The organism is Dechloromonas sp. H13 (assembly GCF_009469615.1).
Taxonomy (GTDB): Bacteria; Pseudomonadota; Gammaproteobacteria; order Burkholderiales; family Rhodocyclaceae; genus Azonexus.
On record NZ_SSXX01000001.1, the window covers coordinates 614,515 to 633,423 of the forward strand.

Genomic DNA, 18,909 nt, shown 5'->3' on the forward strand with positions numbered 1-18,909 from the left:
AGCTTAGGCGCCATGTTAGGCGTAGAGTTCGCTCACATATAGCGAATTATTCCGGGCATATCGTTCAATAAAATTCACATGAAAATTTCCCTCGATCTCCTGCATGTCCTCGACGCCATCGACCGCCACGGCGGCTTCAGCGCGGCCGCCGCCGTCCTCCACCGCGTGCCCTCGGCGCTGTCGCACGCCGTCGCCAAGCTGGAATGCGAGCTCGACGTCGCGCTGTTCACCCGTAGCGGGCGACGCGCGACGCTGACGCCGGCCGGCCGCGCCCTGCTCGACGACGGCCGCCACCTGCTACGCGCCGCCGACGAGCTCGAACGGCGCGTGCAGCGCATCGCCACCGGCTGGGAGGCCGAACTGCGCATCGCGCTCGACCTCATCATCCCCGCCGAACGCCTCTACCCGCTAATCGAGCGCTTCTACGCCGCCGGCCACGGCACGCAGATCCGGCTTTCCTACGAAGTGCTGGGCGGCGGCTGGGACGCCCTGGTCACCGACCGCGCTGACCTCGTCATCGGCGCCCCCGGCGACATGCCGGCGCGCAGCGGCATCGCCAGCCGACTGCTGAAGGAAACGCAGCTCGTCTTCATGGTCGCCCCCGGCCACCCGCTGGCCGCCTGGGACGGCCCCATTCCGCCCGCCGAACTGTTGCGCCACCGCGCCATCGCCCTCGCCGACACCTCGCGCGAACTCACCGCCCGCACCACCGGCCTGCTCGAAGGCCAGTCGGCGCTACGCGTCCCCGACATGTGGGCCAAGGCCGCCGCGCAGGCGGCCGGGCTCGGCGTCGGCCACCTGCCGCACTGGCTGGCCGAACACCCGGCGTTCGCCGGCCGCCTGATCGAAAAACAGCTGGGCGAGCCGCGCCAGGCGATGCCCTGCTCGATCGCCTGGCGCACGCGACGGATCGGCAAGGCGCTGGCGTGGTTTCTCGCGGAACTGGAAAAGCCGGAAGAAATTGCCGCCCTCGGGGCCGGGCTGTGATGCACGTTTTGCCCGGCAATCCGGCGAACCGGCATAAAATTCGTTCTGCATAGCCACCCGAACCCGTGACCGCCCAGCCCATGACCACCAACGCCGAAGAAATCGAAATCCGCATCAAGAGCGTCGACCAGCTGTTCAACAGCCTCGACCCCGCCCCCTTTCGCGAACGCGAACTCGACCGCGAAGCCGAGCGGCATATCGTCGCCTACGCCCGCGAGGTCGCCGCCAGCCAGCCGATCAAGCTCGTCATCTATCTGCCGACGGCAACGCTCGGACCGGCACTGACGACCGAACTGGACGCCGCCATCGGCAACCATTTCGCGCATCAGGCCAGGGAGCAGGAAACCGAGCTGAACGAACTGCGCCGCCTCGGGCGTAAGGGGCTGGCGGTCGGGCTGCTGGTCATGCTCTTCGCGACGCTGGTCGGGGTCGCGCTGATCAACGCCTTCCCGGATTCGCGTTTCATCGAAACCATCGAGCACAGCCTCATCATCTTCGGCTGGGTCGCCCTGTGGCGACCGATCGAGATCCTGCTCTACGACCGCTGGCCGCTGATCCGCGCGCGTGAGCTATTCCAGCGCCTGGCGGCGGCACCGGTCGTCGTCCGTGCCGCAACGGCCGGCAGATAGGGACACCCATGAAAATCGGCCATTTCAGACAGTCGACCGCAACAGCCCCGCTATCAGGCGATCCGGCCGACTTGTCGCTCGCCGATTTCCATTCGGCATTCAGCAAATTTCGGCCAAGACCAAACCATCCGTAATAGCTCCGAGAAATCGAGTTGCGCGGATGGCAGGTTACTCATCAGATATCCACCACTCGGCCCGGCAGAAGGCCTGCCCCCTCATCGTTGCGGATTCAATCGATCTTTGCGCGAACGGTCAAATCCACAATCACTTACCAGACACAAGTAAACTGATCACAGAATTAAAAGAATCGTGGCCATTCAGCACCGAGCATTGGGGGGTTCCTAATGAAGCGTTTCAAGGCAAGCCTCTTCGGTCTTTCCATAGCAACATTGTTTGGCTGCGCGACCGATATGGAAACATACGCTCGCAACAGCGAATGGAAGTTGGCTTATGAGCATATGGAATACGTATGGTTAACGGGGAAACAGAACGAACAAGAACGTGCCGTCGCGTTAGGTAAAGCCTACCCAAAAATTGGCGAATATGGATTTCAAACATTCTCTCAGGAATCTCTACAGAGCTGGGCTGACCGTTATGGGGAAATGGAGTGGCATAGAAGGCGGATTAAATATTTCTGCCTGATCGAACCGGGTGCCCTTTGCGCTCAAGCAACGAATAATTTGGCAAGCGTTGAGAGCGGCGTCAAAGAGCGTGACTTTGATCCTAATGCGTTGCTGGAGGCAGAAGACAGCAGGGCCAAGTCGTTCTTAACTGATGCGCAAAAGGCAGCTCTGTACATTTTCCGGCAAGAGCTTGGGCCGAACACGAAAGCCTCCACCCGGACGACACGCGAGGATTCCATGATTCTGGCCGTCAACGGCCAAATCTTGGGGCGTCTGTCCCGCAATAGCTATATTCATGTTGCCCTGTCGCCCGGACAGTACTTCATCGAGTCTCAGACGAGGACCTATCATCAGTTTCTGCTTCCAGTCTCGGTGGAGGCCGGTACGCAATATTTTGTATCTCAGGAGGGATTGGCTGCGGGAGGCGTCGAAGATTGGAGCCAACTGACACTTGTTGCAGCGGACGTCGGACGGCCGAGCGTGACAGCGTCAAAAATGATGGAACTGCCGGCAGACCTTCCCGAATTGACACCATTGAAAGCCGAGCCGGCAATTGCCACGATACCTCTCGCGATTGGCGTGTACTACAGCCCAGGGTTTCTCGGCGCCTCGTATAACGAGAAGCGGTCGTTGGGTACCTTTGGTAGTAAAACCTACGAAATCCCACTTGGCACTGCAAGTCAGTGGACCTTTGATCGCGCCCTTCGAAATACATTCGAGCGTGTTCAGAACTTGCCCCATTGGCCGCCAGCAGCCACTGCAGAGGGACTGGACTTGTTGCTTGTCTTGCATTTTACCAATGCCAGAGGGGCAACCCATGGCGACATGGGCCCGTCACTCAGTTATTCCGCAGGTGTCTTTACTGCCAGTGGTGAGTTCATAACGAACTTGAGTGTTAGCGGTTTTGCGTTTGGCCATGTACCAACGAATATGATGGCGCTGTCGCACTATCCTGACTTCTTCTACTTCGGCAATAGCTGGAGCAGCGCGATGGGGAGTGCTGCAGGGCAATTGGCTGCATCGATCGCATCGCTACCTGCTGTGGCAGCCAAAGGCCATGTCGTGCCGCTTCGCTTCCAATCCAACACCATGAACCAAGGCAGTTCTGGGCGTGCAGAAGGAATTGCCGTGGTTCCTTTGGTCGCCAAGCCAAAGACATCGACAAATCTGGCACAGCAGATAAGCGGCGCTATGGAAATGCAGGAATGCCTGCAAAAAAAACTCGAAACCAGACATGCTGCGTTGCGACTCGCATCGGCTACAACAGTCCGAAATGCGGCATTCCCATGGCTAGAAGCTGGTGTAACACCGAGCTCAGAAGTTCTGGCGGAAATCCTTGGATCGCCTCCGATTTCCGAGAAGCTCAAGCGCAACGACATACGCTTCGTGCTACTTCCAGTTATCGAGCACATTAACAGCTTTGGCGGACCTTTCTTTTGTGGTTATGGCATTCGCGGCGCGGGATGCCTCGGGGCTGCGTGGGGAGACAATGTCACCAGGTTCACTGTTCCCGTTTGGGATGTCTCGGCGAATGCCATGTTGTCCGCCCCGATTACAGGAGAGGTCAAAGACTTTTCGTGGGCCGCAGCCTATATTATTCCCATTTGGCATATCACAGACACCTTGCGAGAAGCATGCAATGAAATTTCCCAGCAGGTCCTTCGTGCATTAGGCAGGTAAACGAGCTTACCTTTGGAACAAGCGGGCGTATCAGAAAACGACCAGACGGTTTGCCGGGGCTATTTGGCCGATTGGAGCACTTCCCAGCCCCTCGCACGGCCGGTCGAAAAGGTGATCCCGGAGCCGACACTTTCTCCATGCTCGGGCAGCCAACTGCGACAAGGCAATTTGACTACAATCGTCACGACAATCGAACAACAGGAGACCAACGATGCCCAAGGCTCAATTCTGCTGGGAAGACCCGCTGCTGCTCGACGCACAGCTGACCTCGGACGAGCGCATGATCCGCGACGCGGCGCGCGATTACTGCCAGGGCCGCTTGGCGCCGCGCGTGCGGGACGCCTTTCGCCACGAGCGGACCGACCCGGCGATCTTCCGGGAGATGGGCGCCCTCGGCATGCTCGGGGCGACGATCCCGCCCGAGTACGGCGGCGCCGGGCTCAACTATGTCAGCTACGGGCTGATCGCGCGCGAGGTCGAGCGCGTCGATTCGGGCTACCGTTCGATGATGAGCGTGCAGTCATCGCTGGTCATGGTGCCGATCTTCGAATTCGGCAGCGAGGCGCAGAAACAAAAGTACCTGCCGAAGCTGGCGAGCGGCGAATGGATCAGCTGTTTCGGGCTGACCGAGCCGAACCACGGTTCCGACCCCGGCAGCATGGAAACGCGGGCGCGCAAGGTCGACGGCGGCTACCGGCTGTCGGGCAGCAAGATGTGGATCACCAATTCGCCGATCGCCGACGTTTTTGTCGTCTGGGCCAAGAACGATGCCGGGATGATCCGCGGCTTCGTGCTCGAGAAGGGGATGCCCGGACTGTCGGCACCGGTCATCCAGGGCAAGGTCGGGCTGCGCGCCTCGGTGACCGGCGAGATCGTCATGGACGAGGTGTTCGTGCCGGCGGAAAACGAGTTCCCGGAAGTGCGCGGCCTCAAGGGGCCGTTCACCTGCCTCGACTCGGCGCGCTACGGCATCGCCTGGGGCGCGCTGGGCGCCGCCGAGTTCTGCTGGCACACGGCGCGCCAATACACGCTCGACCGCCAGCAGTTCGGCCGCCCGCTGGCCGCCAACCAGCTGATCCAGAAGAAGCTGGCCGACATGCAGACCGAGATCGCCCTCGGCCTCCAGGGCTGTCTGCGCCTCGGGCGGATGAAGGACGACGGCAGCGCGTCGGTCGAGATCACCTCGATCATGAAGCGCAATTCCTGCGGCAAGTCGCTCGACATCGCCCGCACGGCACGCGACATGCTGGGCGGCAACGGGATCTCTGACGAGTTCGGCGTCATCCGCCACGTCGTCAATCTGGAAGTGGTAAATACCTACGAGGGCACGCACGACGTGCATGCGCTGATCCTCGGCCGGGCGCAGACGGGGATCGCCGCTTTCTGAGGCAGGCTGTCACGGCACCCTGAAAATCGGCCTTTTTCGGGCGTCGACCGCAGCCGGCCGCGCGGCGAACGGTCAGTCGCCCTTCCCGTCGCCGGCTTCGGCCCAGTCGATGATCGCCTGCCACTGTTCGAGGTCGCGTTCGGCGCGCGAGCGCGGCAGGTCGAAGATGGTCATGCCGGCGCCGCTCGCCTGCACATAGACCTGGGTGTCGCGCAGGTAGGTCAGCACCGGCAGCTCGAAGGTGGCGAAAAAGCGTTCCAGCTCGCCGGCGGCGCGGGTCCGGGCATCGACCCGCATGCCGATCACCGCGACGTCGGCCTTGCCCTTGCGCACGGCCTTTTCGGAGAGCAGGGCTTCGAGGAAGTGGCGCGTCGCCAGCATGTCGAACAGCGACGGCTGCACCGGCACGATGACGCGCGACGACAGCTTGAGCACCTTGTCCAGCATCTTGCCGTGCAGGCCGGCCGGGGTGTCGAGCACGACATGGCTGGTGCCCTTGGGCGGCCGGGCGATGTCGTCGGGACCGATCTCCCAGGTGTCGATGGTCGGCAACTCGAAGGGGCGGATGGCCAGCCATTCGCGGGCCGACTGCTGGCGGTCGATGTCGCCGAGCATGACGTCGTGCCGGCGGCTGGCGAAATAGCCGGCGAGGTTGGTCGCCAGCGTGCTCTTGCCGGAACCGCCCTTGGGATTGGCGACGAGAAATGCCTTCATGTCTGTGCCTCGCGCTTGTCGAGCATGCGCCGCACCAGATTGACGTGCTCGCGCAGGGTATAAACGAGATCGGTGAAGGCGAGCGGTACGCTCAGCTGCCGCGCCTCCTCGTCGAGCGCGTCGAAGCGGCTGCGGTACTCGCCGTGGCGCGCCGGGTCGTAATGGTGGCCGAGGTCTTCCTCGAGGAACTTCAGCTCGCCGTAGCAGCGGAAGATCTTGGAGCGCACGCGCCAGGAGTAGATCGCCGGCGCCACCTTGAAGAGCGGAATCATCAGCGCGAAGATCGGGATCAGCATGACGATCAGGCGCTCGATCAGCACCGCCAGCCAGAACGGCAGGTAGCGCTGCAGGAAGGGCGGCCCCGACTTCAAATAGCGCGCCGCCTCGGGCGACAGCGGCACCATGCGGTCCTTGTAGGCGGGAAACTCGCCGGCGCGCTGGAAGAAGCCGGCGCGCCCGTGCACCTCGCTGGCCGCCTGCAGCAGCAGGCTTTGCAGGGCCGGGTGGAGATCGTCGCGGACGATCAGATTGGCGGTCGGCGCGAGCAGGATGATGTCCTCGGGCGGATAGTCGTGCACCAGGTCGGCCACCCCCTGCGGCAGGACCAGCTTGCTGAGGAAGGGGAAGCGGCGCTGGTAGGCGTCGGCCTGCGCGAAGCTCATCACCTTGATGCCGGGCGAACGGACCAGTACCTGGACCACCGGCGCGTTCTCGGCGGCGATGACGAAGGCGGCGTCGATACGCCCCTGCTGCAGTTCCTCGGCGGCCTTGAGGCCGGACAGCGGCACCAGGTGCTTGCCGGGCCGGATGTCGTTGGCCGCCAGCAGTTGCTGCGCCAGCTGGCGCACGCCGGAGCCTTCCTGGCCGATGGCGATGCGCTTGCCGCGCAGGTCGGTCAGGCGGTCGAGGCGGCGGTCACCGCGGTAGAAGACCCAGACCGGCTCGTAGAAGACGCTGCCCAGCGAGCGCAGGCCGATGTCGTCGGCGGCATCGGGGTCTTCCGGCAGCTCGACGACGCCACCCTGGACGAAGCCGATTTGGGCCTCGTCGTTCTTCAGGCGCTCCAGGTTTTCCAGCGAACCGGCCGAGGTGCGGACTTCGAGCGTAATGCCATTACGCGCCAGGATCGTCGCGTAGCGCTGGGCGAACTGGTAGTAGGCGCCGGAATCGCTGCCGGTGGTGATGACGATCTTCGTCGGCGGCGCCGGCTCGACGAACTGGTAGGCGACGTAGAAGCCGATGCCGACGATCAGGAAGATCCACCAGGCGGTGGCGAACAGGTCGCGCAGCGAGAGCAGGCCGGCCTTGAGTCGCGCCATCATGGAAGCAGAATGGTCGAACCGGTGGTCTTGCGTGCTTCGAGATCGCGGTGGGCCTGCGCGGCGTCCTGCAGCGCATAGGTCTGGTTGACCTCGATGCGCACCTTGCCGGAAGCGACGACGTCGAACAGTTCGGCACCCAGCGCTTCCAGGTCGGCCCGCTTGGCGGTGTAGTGCACGATCGTCGGCCGCGTCACGAACAGCGAGCCCTTCTGCGACAGCAACAGCAGGTCGAACGGCGGCACCGGCCCGGAGGCGTTGCCGTAGGTGACCAGCATGCCGAGTGGACACAGGCTGTCGAGCGAGCCCATGAAGGTGTCCTTGCCGACGCCGTCATAGACGACCGGCACGCCTTCGCCGCCGGTGATTTCGCGCACGCGCTGGGTGAAATTCTCGGTCGAGTAGTTGATCACGTGGTCGCAGCCATGCGCCTTCGCCAGTGCCGCCTTGGCCGGCGAACCGACCGTGCCGATCACCGTCGCCCCCAGCGCCTTGGCCCACTGGCAGGCGATCAGCCCGACGCCGCCGGCGGCGGCATGGATCAGCACGGCGTCGCCCGGCTGCACACGGTAGGTGCGGCGCAGCAGGTAGGCGGCGGTCAGCCCCTGCAACATCATGGCGGCGGCGGTATCGAAGCCGATCGGGTCCGGCAGCTTGAGCAGGCGGTGCGCCGGGATGTTGCGCACTTCGGCATAGGCGCCGACCGGGCCGCCGGCATAGGCGACGCGGTCGCCGACCTTGACCTCGCTGACGCCGGCACCGACCGCCTCGACGACGCCGGCGCCCTCGAGGCCGATGCCCGACGGCAGGGGCAGCGGGTAGAGACCGGTGCGGTGGTAGGTATCGATGAAATTGAGGCCGACCGCATGGTGGCGGACCGTCGCCTCGCCGGCGGCGGCGGCCGGGACCTCGACCTCTTCCCAGGACAGGACCTCGGGGCCGCCGGTCCGGTGGATGCGAATGGCGTGGGGCATGGCAGTCTCCTCGTTATCTTTATGGCAAGTCGCCGAGGTTATCACCGCGCCGCGCTTCCTTCCACCGTCAACGCCAGCCAGGCGATGCCCAGCCACTCGTGCAGGGCGTAATACGAATTGCGCAGGGCCTGGCTTTGGGGCAGCAGGTCGAGCGCACCGAACGACGGGTGGCCGGCGGTCTTGAACTGCGTCGGTGCCGGGACGACCTCGAGGCCGGCGGCGCGGAACAGACGCACGGCGCGTGGCATGTGGAAGGCCTCGGTGACCAGCACGACGCGGCGAATGCCGGCTTCGCGCAGGATCGCCGCCGATCCGGAGGCATTCTCGGCGGTATTCCGCGATTCGCTTTCCTGCCAGCGGACGGCGACGCCGAATTCGCGTTCGAGGATCTCGGCCATCACCGCCGCCTCGCTGCGCGCCGCGGCGGCCGGCGGGCCGCCGGCGACCAGCACCGGCAGGTGGTCGAAGCGCCGGGCGAGCACGGCGCCATAACGCAGCCGCAGCAGCGTGCGCTCGCCGGCGGTGTCGCCGCCGTATTCCGGCGCCGCGCGGTTCAGCCCACCGCTGAGCACGACGATGGCCCGGGCGCCGTCTGCATCCTGCAGCACCGGCCCGGCGCGCGTTTCAAGCGAGGCGAGCAGCAGGCCGGCGACCGGCGGCAGCGACTGCAGGACGAGCAGCGCCGTGCCCAGCGCGGCGACGGCAAAGGCCCAGCGCCGCCGGCGCCAGAGGCCGGCGACGGCGAGCAGCACCAGGCCGTTGGCCGGCGGCAGCAACAGGATGGACACCAGGTCCTTGAGCAACCAGGCGGCCGACATGACGGATCAGACCGGCGTCAGTTTCGCGTATTCCAGCGCCAGCCACTTCATGCCGCTGGCGCCGAAATTGACCTGGACGCGGGCGTCGGCGCCGCGCCCTTCGGTGGCGACGATGACGCCGACACCGAATTTGCCGTGCTCGACGGTCTGGCCGATGCGCAGGCCGCCCGCCGCCGGCTCGGCATAACCGCCGCCGAACGAACCGAAAGCCGGCACCGCCGCGGTCGACTCCGCTTTTTTGTTCAATTTGAGCAGCAGTTGCTCCGGGATTTCGTCGAGGAAGCTCGACGGCACACAATAGCGCGTCTGGCCGTGCAGCATGCGGGTCTGTGCGCACGACACGTAGAGCCGCCGGCGGGCGCGGGTGACCGCGACGTACATCAGCCGGCGCTCCTCTTCCAGCCCCTCGCGCCCCTGATTCACCGAGTTTTCGTGCGGGAACAAACCCTGTTCGAGGCCGGTGATGAAGACGACGTCGAATTCCAGCCCCTTGGCGGCATGCACCGACATCAGCTGGACCGCCTCCTGCCCTTCGCCGGCCTGATGCTCGCCGGCTTCCAGCGAGGCATGGGCAAGAAAGGAGGCGAGCGCGCCGCCTTCGCCGATGGCGCCCTCGTCGTCGACGAAGGTGGCGGCGGCGTTGATCAGTTCGTCGAGGTTTTCCAGCCGTTCCTGGCCCTCCTTCTCGGTCCGGTAATGCTGGGCGAGGCCGCTCCTCTCGACGATGTGCTCGACCATTTCCGGCAGCGGCAGGTTCTGCGTTTCCTGGCGCAGGCCCTCGATCAGGCGGATGAAGGCGCCGACCGTCTGGCCGGCCTTGCCGGTCAGCGAGGCGGCGGCGTTGTACAGGCTGGAATTGATCTGGTGCGCGGTCGCCTGCAGGTTTTCCAGCGAACGGGCGCCGATGCCGCGGGTCGGGAAATTGACGACGCGCAGGAAGGCGGTGTCGTCGTCCGGGTTGCCGAGCAGGCGCAGGTAGGCCAGCGCGTGCTTGATTTCCTGGCGCTCGAAGAAGCGCAGGCCGCCATAGACCTTGTACGGCACGCCGCGGGCGAACAGTTCGTGTTCGAGCACGCGCGACTGGGCGTTCGAGCGGTAGAGGATGGCGTACTGGGTCGGCGCGACGCCGTCGCGCACCAGTTCGCGGATCTCGTCGATCACGAAGCGCGCCTCGTCGAGGTCCGAATAGCCCTCGTAGGCACGGATCGGCTCGCCGGCGCCGGCGTCGGTCCACAGGTTCTTGCCGAGGCGCTCGCGGTTGTTCTTGATCAGCGCGTTGGCGGCGGCCAGGATGTTGCCGTGCGAGCGGTAGTTCTGTTCCAGGCGGATGACGTTGGCGCCGGCGTATTCGCGCTCGAAGTCGCGCATGTTGCCGACCTCGGCACCGCGGAAGGCGTAGATGCTCTGGTCGTCGTCGCCGACCGCGAAAACCTTGGCCCCGCCGCCGGCCAGCAGTTGCAGCCAGGCGTACTGCAGGCGGTTGGTGTCCTGGAACTCGTCAACCAGAATGTAGCGGAAGCGTTGCTGGTAATGGGTGCGGAGCGGTTCGTTGCGCTGCAGCAATTCGTGGCAGCGCAGCAGCAGTTCGGCGAAATCGACAACGCCTTCGCGGTTGCACTGGTTTTCGTATTCCGCGTAGAGCTCGACGCGCCGCTGCGTGTAGTTGTCGTAGGCCTCGGCTTGGGCAGCACGTACCCCCTGCTCTTTATGCGCATTGATGAAATGGCACAGTTCGCGCGGCGGGTATTTCTCGTCATCGACATTGAAGTTCTTGAGCAGGCGCTTGACCATCGCCAGCTGGTCGGCGCTATCGAGGATCTGGAAAGTCTGCGGCAGCCCGGCTTCGCGGTAGTGCGCGCGCAGCAGGCGGTTGCACAAGCCGTGGAAGGTGCCGATCCACATGCCGCGCGTATTGATCGGCACCAGCGCCGACAGCCGCGCCGTCATCTCCTTGGCCGCCTTGTTGGTGAAGGTTACCGCCAGCACGCCGTGCGGGCCGACCTGGTTGGTCGACATCAGCCAGGCGATGCGCGTGGTCAGCACGCGGGTCTTGCCGCTGCCGGCGCCGGCGAGGATCAGCGCGTGCACCGGCGGCAGGGTAACCGCCTGTAATTGCGGGGAATTCAGATTGGCCAGGAGGTCAGACATACATCGGCTCGGGTCCGGAAATGACGGTATACGGTGCTTTGCGGGCGATCATGGATTATTGGTAAGACCAATTTGTTGCGGATGTGCAACGCGGAACCCCTCATAGAAGGGATTACCTACTCGATCTGAAACCCCAAGCAGTATACTTACCAAAAAAATATTGCAGTGCACAAAACTTCTTGCCCACAAGGCAGTCGTAACAGCAGGTGGCCACCGCCACCAGATAAAAGGAGTAACAGCATGAAAGCACCCAAAATCCTGCCCTGGATCGCCAGGAAAGCCGGTATCAGCGATGAACTCGCCCTCAAACTGTGGCGCCGCGCCGCCTCCGAAGCCGAATACCTGACCGGCACGGCGGAAGGTTCCGAGTACTGCGGCCTGGCGGTCGAGCGCTTCCTCAGCATCGTCGAGGACGAAGTCGGCCAGACGCCGCAATACAGCCTGACACCGGCGCCGCAGATTTCCTGGATGTGGCGCCACCAGTCCCGCATGTCGCTGCTTTCCCTGATGGCCGCGCAGAACGCCTACCGTTTCTGGCAGAACACCTGGGGCAACATCCAGCCGCAAAAAAAAGCGGCCTGACCGGGCGTCGCTGAAGCCGACGTCCGGCGTGGCGGGTGCGTGCAGGCACCTGCCGCGCGGGTCGGCCAGCCCTTGCGCCTAATGCCCGGTCAACAAGCCCACCAGGCGCCACCACCGCTTCGGGGCGACAACTCCCGTTAAAAATCGCCGCCCTGGCCGGATGTTCCGTGCCGGGAAGCGGGCGGTTGCGGTCGACCCCGCAAAAATACCCAAAACGGGCGCCATCCCGGCTTTCCGTCCTCGATCGATCGGGGCTGCTACACTGCCGCCCATGCACGACGACCTCAGCGACGAACGCCTGATGCTCGCCTATCGCGACGGCGATGCGGCGGCGTTCGAGGCGCTCTACGGCCGTTACCGCAGCAAGCTGTACCGCCACCTGGCCCACCAGTGCGGCGATGCGCGGCTGGCCGAGGAGTTCTATCAGGACATCTGGCTGAAAGTCATCAACGCCCGCGCCGATTACGAACCGCTGGCGAAATTCTCGACCTGGCTCTACCGCATCGCCCACCACCGCCTGATCGACCACTACCGGCAGCACGCGCGCAATGTCGCCGACCTTTTCGACGGCGCCATCGACCCCGACGACCTGCCGGCCGCCGACGGCACCAATCCGGCCCGCCAGTTCGAACGCAGCGACCTTGCCAGCCGCGTGACGCAGGCGCTGGAGGGCTTGCCGGCACCACAGCGCGAAGCCTTCCTGCTGGCCGAGGAAGACGGGCTGAGCCTGGAAGAGATCGCCGCCGCCACCGCCACCGGGCGCGAAACGGTCAAGAGCCGGCTGCGCTACGCCGTCGGCAAGCTGCGCGACGCCCTGCAGGACCTGCTATGAACGACGCCCACAACGATCCCCGCGACCCCAAGCTCTCCCGCCTCTACCGCAAGGCAAGCCAAGGCGAACCGCCGCCGGCGCTCGACGCCGCGATCCTTGCCGCCGCGCGTGCTGCCACAGCGCCGCAACGCCCGCCCCGCCCGTGGTGGCGCCGGCTGCAGGCGCCGTTGGCGCTGGCCGCCACCGTCGTGCTTGCCGTCGTCCTGACCTTGAGCATGGACCGCAATCCGCCACCCGACGCCGAAATCCCGGCAAGAGCGGCACCCGGGGAGTCCGCCCCCGCCCCCGCCACGGAGCGGGCCGCGCCGACACGCTCGAATGCCGTCGAAACCCGTTCCCCCGAGGCGCCGGCAAGCACGGAAGCGCTCCGCCCGCCGCCAGCACCGGCCAAACCGAAGCCCGCAGCAAGGGCGCCGGAAGGCGCCCCCTCCGCAGCACCGGCAGCGGCAGCGGGCAGGCCCGCGGCAAGTGCCGACAAGGCCGTGCCAGCCCCGGTAGCCGACAGCGAGCGGGCAGACAGGCGCGGCGACGTCCCCGGCCAATCGGTCGCCGCCCCGGCGCCGGAAGCCAAGCGCGAGGCGGCGGCGCCACTGCCGCCGCGCAAACCCGAAGCCTGGATCGCGGAAATCCGCGACCTGCGCCGGCAAGGGCGCCCGGCGGAAGCCGAGCGCAGCCTGCGCGAATTCCGCGCCGCCTATCCCGACTACCCGTTGCCGGAAGATTTGCGTTAGCGCCTGACCCCATTCCGGCAAAACCGGCGTTTACATGATCACCTCAACCAGAAAATGGAGATCATGATGAAAACGCTGCTTGCCGCCCTGCTCGTCGCCGTCGGCTGCATTCCCGGCGCCGGCGCCGCATCCCTCGCCGAGGTCCAGGTCATCGACCGGACCACCGGCCAGCCCCTCGAAACCTGGCGCCACCATGGCCGCCTCTACGTCGCCGGAACGCCGGGCAACCGCTACGCCGTCAGCCTGCGCAACCGGAGCGAAGGGCGCGTGCTCACTGTCATCTCGGTCGACGGCGTCAATGCCATCAGCGGCGAGACGGCCAATGCCAGCCAGTCCGGCTACGTGCTGGCACCCGGCCAGGCCGCCGAAATCGCCGGCTGGCGCAAGAACCTGGACGAGGTCGCGGCCTTCTACTTCATCCGCATCGGCGACAGCTACGCCGCCCGCACCGAACGGCCGCAAAACGTCGGGGTCATCGGCGTCGCGGTGTTTGCCGAGTACGTGCCGCCACCACCGCCGCCGGCGTCGATCGGCGCCCAGGAAAAGGCAGAAACCACCGCCGACAACACCGCCCGCTCCGCAGCCCGGGCCGCCCCCGCCCCGGCCGCCGAAGCGAAGCTGGGCACCGGCCATGGCGAACGCATCGCGGCCCGTGTTGGGACCACCGAGTTCCGCCGCCTGAGCGCGCAACCGAGCGAGATCATCACCATCTACTACGACAGCCGCGCCAATCTCGTCGCCCGCGGCATCATTCCGGGCGCACCGCGCTACGGCCACCCGAATCCCTTCCCTAGCGGCTTCGTGCCGGACCCGAAAGGCTGAGCGAAGCGCCCGGCGGCGCCCGGGGCGGGGGTGCAAACACGCGTATAATTTGCGGTTTTCCAGATTTCCGCCGATTGCCGCTCATGCAGGACAAATACACCCCCGCCGATATCGAACGCGCCGCCCAACTGCACTGGGACCAGACCGGCGCCGCGCGCGCCGTCGAAGACGCCACCAAGCCGAAATATTACTGCCTGTCGATGTTCCCCTACCCGTCGGGCAAGCTGCACATGGGTCACGTCCGCAACTACACCATCGGCGACGTGCTCTCCCGCTTCCACAAGATGCAGGGCTACAACGTGCTGCAGCCGATGGGCTGGGACGCCTTCGGCATGCCGGCCGAGAACGCCGCGCTGCAGAACAACGTGCCGCCGGCCGGGTGGACCTATTCAAACATCGACTACATGCGGACGCAGTTGAAGTCGCTCGGCTTCGCCATCGACTGGGAACGCGAATTCGCCACCTGCACGCCCGAGTACTACCGTTGGGAACAGTGGCTGTTCACCCGCCTCTATGAAAAAGGCCTGGTGTACAAGAAGCTGGGCACCGTGAACTGGGATCCGGTCGACCACACCGTACTCGCCAACGAACAGGTCATCGACGGCCGCGGCTGGCGCTCCGGCGCGCTGATCGAGAAGCGCGAGATCCCCATGTACTACATGAAGATCACCGCCTACGCCGAAGAACTGCTGAGCGAACTGGACAACCTGCCGGGCTGGCCGGAACAGGTGCGTCTGATGCAGAAGAACTGGATCGGCAAGAGCACCGGCGTGCGCTTCGCCTTCCCGCTCGCTGACAATCCCGACGAGAAGCTGTGGGTATTCACCACCCGCGCCGACACCATCATGGGCGTCACCTTCGTCGCCGTCGCCGCCGAACATCCGCTGGCACAGAAGGCGGCGGTCAACAACCCGGAACTGGCCAAATTCATCGAGGAATGCAACCAAGGCGGCGTCGCCGAAGCCGACCTCGCGACGATGGAAAAGAAGGGCCTGCCGACCGGCATCTACGTCACCCATCCGCTGACCGGCGAGCAGGTCGAAGTCTGGGTCGGCAACTACGTGCTGATGAGCTACGGCGACGGTGCCGTGATGGCCGTGCCGGCGCACGACGAACGCGATTGGGATTTTTCAGTACGACACACTCTGCCGGTCAAACGCGTGGTGGCCAGCCAACAACTACTTCTAGACTGGCACAAAGCTACCGAAGCATTGAAGGCCGCAGGAATCGCTTACCCGGATACAGAGGTAGCCCCCTACTCGTTCATCCAATTCATTGAACAAAATCTGTTCACCAAGCAGCTACCACCGGATGTTCATGAACTTGTGAGCATGCTTCACACCCAATTGCTTCATGAGTCTCCCAACTGCGATAAAGGAATTCTGATCAACTCCGGGAAATATACCGGGCTGGAGTCAGGCGCCGCCGTCGACGCCATCGCCGCCGACCTCGCTGCCAAGGGGCTGGGCGACAAGAAAGTGCAGTTCCGCCTGCGCGACTGGGGCATTTCCCGCCAGCGTTACTGGGGCTGCCCGATCCCGATTATCCATTGCAAGACCTGCGGCGACGTGCCGGTGCCCGACGACCAGTTGCCCGTTGTCCTGCCCGAGAACGTCGAGATCACCGGGGCAGGCTCACCCTTGGCCAGGATGCCCGAGTTCTACGAGACGACCTGCCCGAAGTGCGGCGGCCACGCGCGGCGCGAAACCGACACCATGGACACCTTCTTCGAGTCGTCCTGGTACTTCCTGCGCTACGCCTGCCCGGACAACGCCACCGCCATGGTCGACGAGCGCGTCGCCTACTGGTGCAAGGGCGGCATCGACCAGTACATCGGCGGCATCGAGCACGCCATCCTGCACCTGCTGTACTCGCGCTTCTTTACCAAGCTGATGCGCGATGTCGGCCTGATCGGCGATCTCGGCGAACCGTTCGCCAACCTGCTGACCCAGGGCATGGTCGTCGCTCCGACCTATTACCGCGAGCTCGACGGCGGCAAGAAGCAGTGGATCAACCCGGCCGATGTGGACGTCGTCACCGACGAGCGCGGCCGCCCGACCGGCGCCACGCTCAAGGCCGACGGCCTGCCGGTGGTCATCGGCGGCACCGAGAAGATGTCGAAGTCGAAGAACAACGGCGTCGACCCGCAGGCCCTGATCGACCAGTACGGCGCCGACACCGCGCGCCTGTTCATCATGTTCGCCTCGCCGCCGGACCAGTCGCTGGAATGGTCGGACGCCGGCGTCGAGGGCGCCTTCCGCTTCCTGCGCCGGCTGTGGAAGCTGGTCCATGACCACGTCGCCGGCGGCCTCGTCGAAACGAAAATCGACCAGAATTCGCTGTCGACCGCACAGGCCGACCTGCGTCGCAAGCTGCACCAGACGATGGGCAAGGTGGCCGACGACTACGGCCGCCGCAAGCAGTTCAACACCGCCATCGCCGCCGTCATGGAGCTGCTCAACGCCTACGACAAGACCGACCTCGCCGACCCCACCGGCCGCGCGCTGGCGCAGGAGACGCTGGAGTCGGCGACCCTGCTGCTCTTCCCCATCGTCCCGCACATCGGCCAGGCACTTTATGCCGAGTTGAAGCCGGGCGCCGACGCCGGCCTAGCCGCCTTCCCGAAGGTCGATCCGGCCGCCCTGAAGCAGGACGAGATCGAGCTGGTCGTCCAGGTCAACGGCAAGCTGCGCGGCGCCATCCGCGTGTCGACCGCCGCCGACAAGGCGAGCATCGAGGCCGCCGCGCTGGCCAACCCGGACGCGCAGAAGTTCATCGAGGGCAAGCCGCCGAAGAAGGTCGTCGTCGTCCCCGGCCGTCTGGTCAACATTGTCGTCTGAGGAAAGCCGCCATGCGCCTCCCGCTTCGCATCGTCCTCGCCGTGCTGGCCGCCGTCATCGTCGCCGGCTGCGGCTTCCAGCTGCGCGGCAGCAGCAGCAACCTGCCGTACAAGACGCTGTACATCGCGCTGCCGGAAACCGCCGATGTCCGTATCTGGCTGCAGCGCTACATCGGCGCCACCGGGCAGACGAAGATCGTCGACAACGCCAAGGACGCGGAAGCGGTGTTCCAGCAGCTGCAGGACGCTCGCATCAAGACCATCCTCAGCGTCAACGCCCAGGGGCGCGTGACCGAATACCGCCTGCAGCTGAACTACCGTTTCCGGCTGGTCGACAGCAAGGGGCGGGAGCTGGTGGGGCCGAACGAGATCAACCTGTCGCGCGACATCAGCTACAGCGACTCCAACGTCCTCGCCAAGGATCTGGAAGAAGGCCTGCTCTGGCGCGACATGAACAACGACCTGGTCGCGCAGATCGTGCGCCGGCTGAGCATCGTCAAGCCGAAGAACCCCGACGTCGAGGAAGACGACTCGTAATGCTGCTCCGGGGCGAACAGCTCGCCGCGCATCTCGAACGCGAGTTGCGCCCGCTGTACGTGCTCTACGGCGACGAGCCGCTACTGGTCATCGAGGCCGCCGACGCCATTCGCGCCCGGGCGCGCCAGCAGGGCTACAGCGAGCGCGAAGTGCTGACCGTGCTGCCGCACTTCGACTGGGGCCAGCTGCTGGCGGCCGGCGGCAACCTCTCCCTGTTCGGCGACAAAAAACTGATCGACCTGCGCATCCCGACCGGCAAGCCGGGCAAGGACGGCGGCGCCGCGCTGCAGGAATGGTGCCGCAATCTGTCGCCCGACAACCTGCTGCTGGTCACCCTGCCGGAACTCGACTGGCGGGAGGAAAAGGCGGTGTGGTTCACGACGCTGGTCAATGCCGGCGTCGCGCTCAAGCTGATGGCGCCGCCGCTGGCCGAACTGCCGGGCTGGATCGCCGGCCGCCTGCGCCGCCAGCAGCAGAGTGCCGACCTCGACAGCCTGAAGTTCATCGCCGAGCGCGTCGAAGGCAACCTGCTCGCCGCGCACCAGGAAATCCAGAAACTCGGCCTGCTCTACCCGCCCGGCGCACTGTCGGCGGCGCAGATCCGCGAGGCCGTGCTCAACGTCGCGCGCTACGACATCGATGGCCTGCGCGACGCCCTGCTGGCCGGCGACGTCGCCCGCCTGAGCCGCACCCTCGACGGCCTGATGCACGAAGGCGAGGCGCCGCCGCTGGTGCTGTGGGCGATGAGCGAGGAAATACGCACCCTGGCGATCGTCCGCCACGGCCTCGACCGCGGCCGGCCGCTCGACCAGTTGCTCAAGGAAGCGAAAGTCTGGGGGCCGCGCCTCAATCCGGTGAAAAAGGCCCTGCAGCGGCTGTCGACCGCAACCGTCGACGCGGCGCTGCAACATGCGGGGAAAATCGACCGTCTCGCCAAGGGCGTCGGTCAGGGCAACATCTGGGAAGAATTCCTGCGCCTCGGGCTGAGCCTGGGCGCACGGCACTGACTAGGCGGCGGACGCCTTGTCTTCCGGCTCGAGGTCGTCCGGCTCGAGGTCTTCCCAGATGCAGGCGCACTCCTTGCGGACGTCGTGGATGCCCGGTTTTCGGGCTTCCTGGACCATGCATACGCCGTGACAGTCATGGTCCACGACGACCAGCTTCATTTCGGTATCTACATGGCGTTCGCCATCCCAAAAACTGCACGTTGCACAAACCTTAACTTCGGCCGGCAGAATCAATTTCTCAGCCATCTCGTCCCCGATGGAAACCCATATTTTCATTGCG

At 65.1% G+C, this 18,909-nt stretch carries 17 protein-coding genes; 11 read left to right on the plus strand and 6 right to left on the minus strand.

Annotation, left to right across the window (positions count from 1 at the left end):
• The first annotated feature begins 78 nt into the window (after nt 1-78).
• The 4 genes from GH660_RS03020 (at nt 79) to GH660_RS03035 (ending at nt 5,306) form a co-directional block, all read left to right on the plus strand.
• Nucleotides 79-987, plus strand: coding sequence for a LysR family transcriptional regulator (locus tag GH660_RS03020; RefSeq protein WP_153145080.1), 909 nt, complete (start codon nt 79-81; stop codon nt 985-987).
• 65 nt (nt 988-1,052) lie between these two features.
• Nucleotides 1,053-1,616 (plus strand): hypothetical protein, encoded by a 564-nt coding sequence (locus tag GH660_RS03025; RefSeq protein WP_228276340.1) that lies wholly within the window; start codon nt 1,053-1,055, stop codon nt 1,614-1,616.
• A gap of 344 nt (nt 1,617-1,960) precedes the next feature.
• On the plus strand, nt 1,961-3,919 hold the full coding sequence (locus GH660_RS03030) for a hypothetical protein (RefSeq protein WP_153145081.1): 1,959 nt from the start codon (nt 1,961-1,963) through the stop codon (nt 3,917-3,919).
• A 211-nt stretch (nt 3,920-4,130) separates the two neighbouring features.
• Nucleotides 4,131-5,306: an acyl-CoA dehydrogenase gene (locus GH660_RS03035; RefSeq protein ID WP_153145082.1), complete on the plus strand. Its 1,176-nt coding sequence runs from the start codon at nt 4,131-4,133 to the stop codon at nt 5,304-5,306.
• Between the two features lie 72 nt (nt 5,307-5,378).
• On the opposite strand, the gene GH660_RS03040 is transcribed toward GH660_RS03035, so the two are convergent.
• Genes GH660_RS03040 through GH660_RS03060 form a run of 5 tightly spaced genes read right to left on the minus strand, consistent with a single transcriptional unit; the run spans nt 5,379 to nt 11,279 of the window.
• On the minus strand, nt 5,379-6,020 hold the full coding sequence (locus GH660_RS03040) for a ParA family protein (protein ID WP_153145083.1): 642 nt from the start codon (nt 6,018-6,020) through the stop codon (nt 5,379-5,381).
• Nucleotides 6,017-7,342, minus strand: coding sequence for a TAXI family TRAP transporter solute-binding subunit (locus GH660_RS03045; protein ID WP_153145084.1), 1,326 nt, complete (start codon nt 7,340-7,342; stop codon nt 6,017-6,019). Before GH660_RS03045 ends, GH660_RS03040 begins: the two co-directional genes overlap by 4 nt.
• The gene (locus GH660_RS03050) at nt 7,339-8,313 is read right to left on the minus strand and encodes a quinone oxidoreductase (protein WP_153145085.1); all 975 of its coding nucleotides are present in this window, start codon (nt 8,311-8,313) and stop codon (nt 7,339-7,341) included. Before GH660_RS03050 ends, GH660_RS03045 begins: the two co-directional genes overlap by 4 nt.
• 41 nt (nt 8,314-8,354) lie before the next feature.
• A complete protein-coding gene (locus tag GH660_RS03055; RefSeq protein WP_153145086.1) occupies nt 8,355-9,131 on the minus strand; it encodes a YdcF family protein in 777 nt (258 codons plus the stop codon).
• A gap of 6 nt (nt 9,132-9,137) precedes the next feature.
• Complete coding sequence (locus GH660_RS03060) at nt 9,138-11,279, minus strand: UvrD-helicase domain-containing protein (protein WP_153145087.1); 2,142 nt, start codon at nt 11,277-11,279, stop codon at nt 9,138-9,140.
• A 240-nt stretch (nt 11,280-11,519) separates the two neighbouring features.
• Here GH660_RS03060 and GH660_RS03065 point away from each other — a divergent pair, with 240 nt between their 5' ends.
• The 7 genes from GH660_RS03065 (at nt 11,520) to holA (ending at nt 18,629) form a co-directional block, all read left to right on the plus strand.
• The gene (locus tag GH660_RS03065; RefSeq protein WP_153145088.1) at nt 11,520-11,861 is read left to right on the plus strand and encodes a hypothetical protein; all 342 of its coding nucleotides are present in this window, start codon (nt 11,520-11,522) and stop codon (nt 11,859-11,861) included.
• A gap of 271 nt (nt 11,862-12,132) precedes the next feature.
• The gene (locus GH660_RS03070; protein WP_153145089.1) at nt 12,133-12,693 is read left to right on the plus strand and encodes an RNA polymerase sigma factor; all 561 of its coding nucleotides are present in this window, start codon (nt 12,133-12,135) and stop codon (nt 12,691-12,693) included.
• The gene (locus tag GH660_RS03075) at nt 12,690-13,424 is read left to right on the plus strand and encodes a hypothetical protein (protein ID WP_153145090.1); all 735 of its coding nucleotides are present in this window, start codon (nt 12,690-12,692) and stop codon (nt 13,422-13,424) included. Before GH660_RS03070 ends, GH660_RS03075 begins: the two co-directional genes overlap by 4 nt.
• A gap of 66 nt (nt 13,425-13,490) precedes the next feature.
• On the plus strand, nt 13,491-14,246 hold the full coding sequence (locus GH660_RS03080; RefSeq protein ID WP_153145091.1) for a hypothetical protein: 756 nt from the start codon (nt 13,491-13,493) through the stop codon (nt 14,244-14,246).
• Nucleotides 14,247-14,329: 83 nt separating this feature from the next.
• A complete protein-coding gene (leuS, locus tag GH660_RS03085) occupies nt 14,330-17,086 on the plus strand; it encodes a leucine--tRNA ligase (RefSeq protein WP_153145092.1) in 2,757 nt (918 codons plus the stop codon).
• Between the two features lie 11 nt (nt 17,087-17,097).
• Nucleotides 17,098-17,622 carry an LPS assembly lipoprotein LptE gene (lptE, locus tag GH660_RS03090; RefSeq protein WP_153145093.1) on the plus strand — a complete coding sequence of 175 codons (525 nt, stop codon included), beginning with the start codon at nt 17,098-17,100 and terminating at the stop codon, nt 17,620-17,622.
• The gene (holA, locus tag GH660_RS03095) at nt 17,622-18,629 is read left to right on the plus strand and encodes a DNA polymerase III subunit delta (RefSeq protein WP_153145094.1); all 1,008 of its coding nucleotides are present in this window, start codon (nt 17,622-17,624) and stop codon (nt 18,627-18,629) included. Before lptE ends, holA begins: the two co-directional genes overlap by 1 nt.
• Here holA and GH660_RS03100 read toward each other — a convergent pair whose 3' ends face one another.
• Complete coding sequence (locus tag GH660_RS03100) at nt 18,630-18,875, minus strand: hypothetical protein (protein ID WP_153145095.1); 246 nt, start codon at nt 18,873-18,875, stop codon at nt 18,630-18,632. It abuts the gene before it with no gap.
• Nucleotides 18,876-18,909 lie beyond the last annotated feature (34 nt).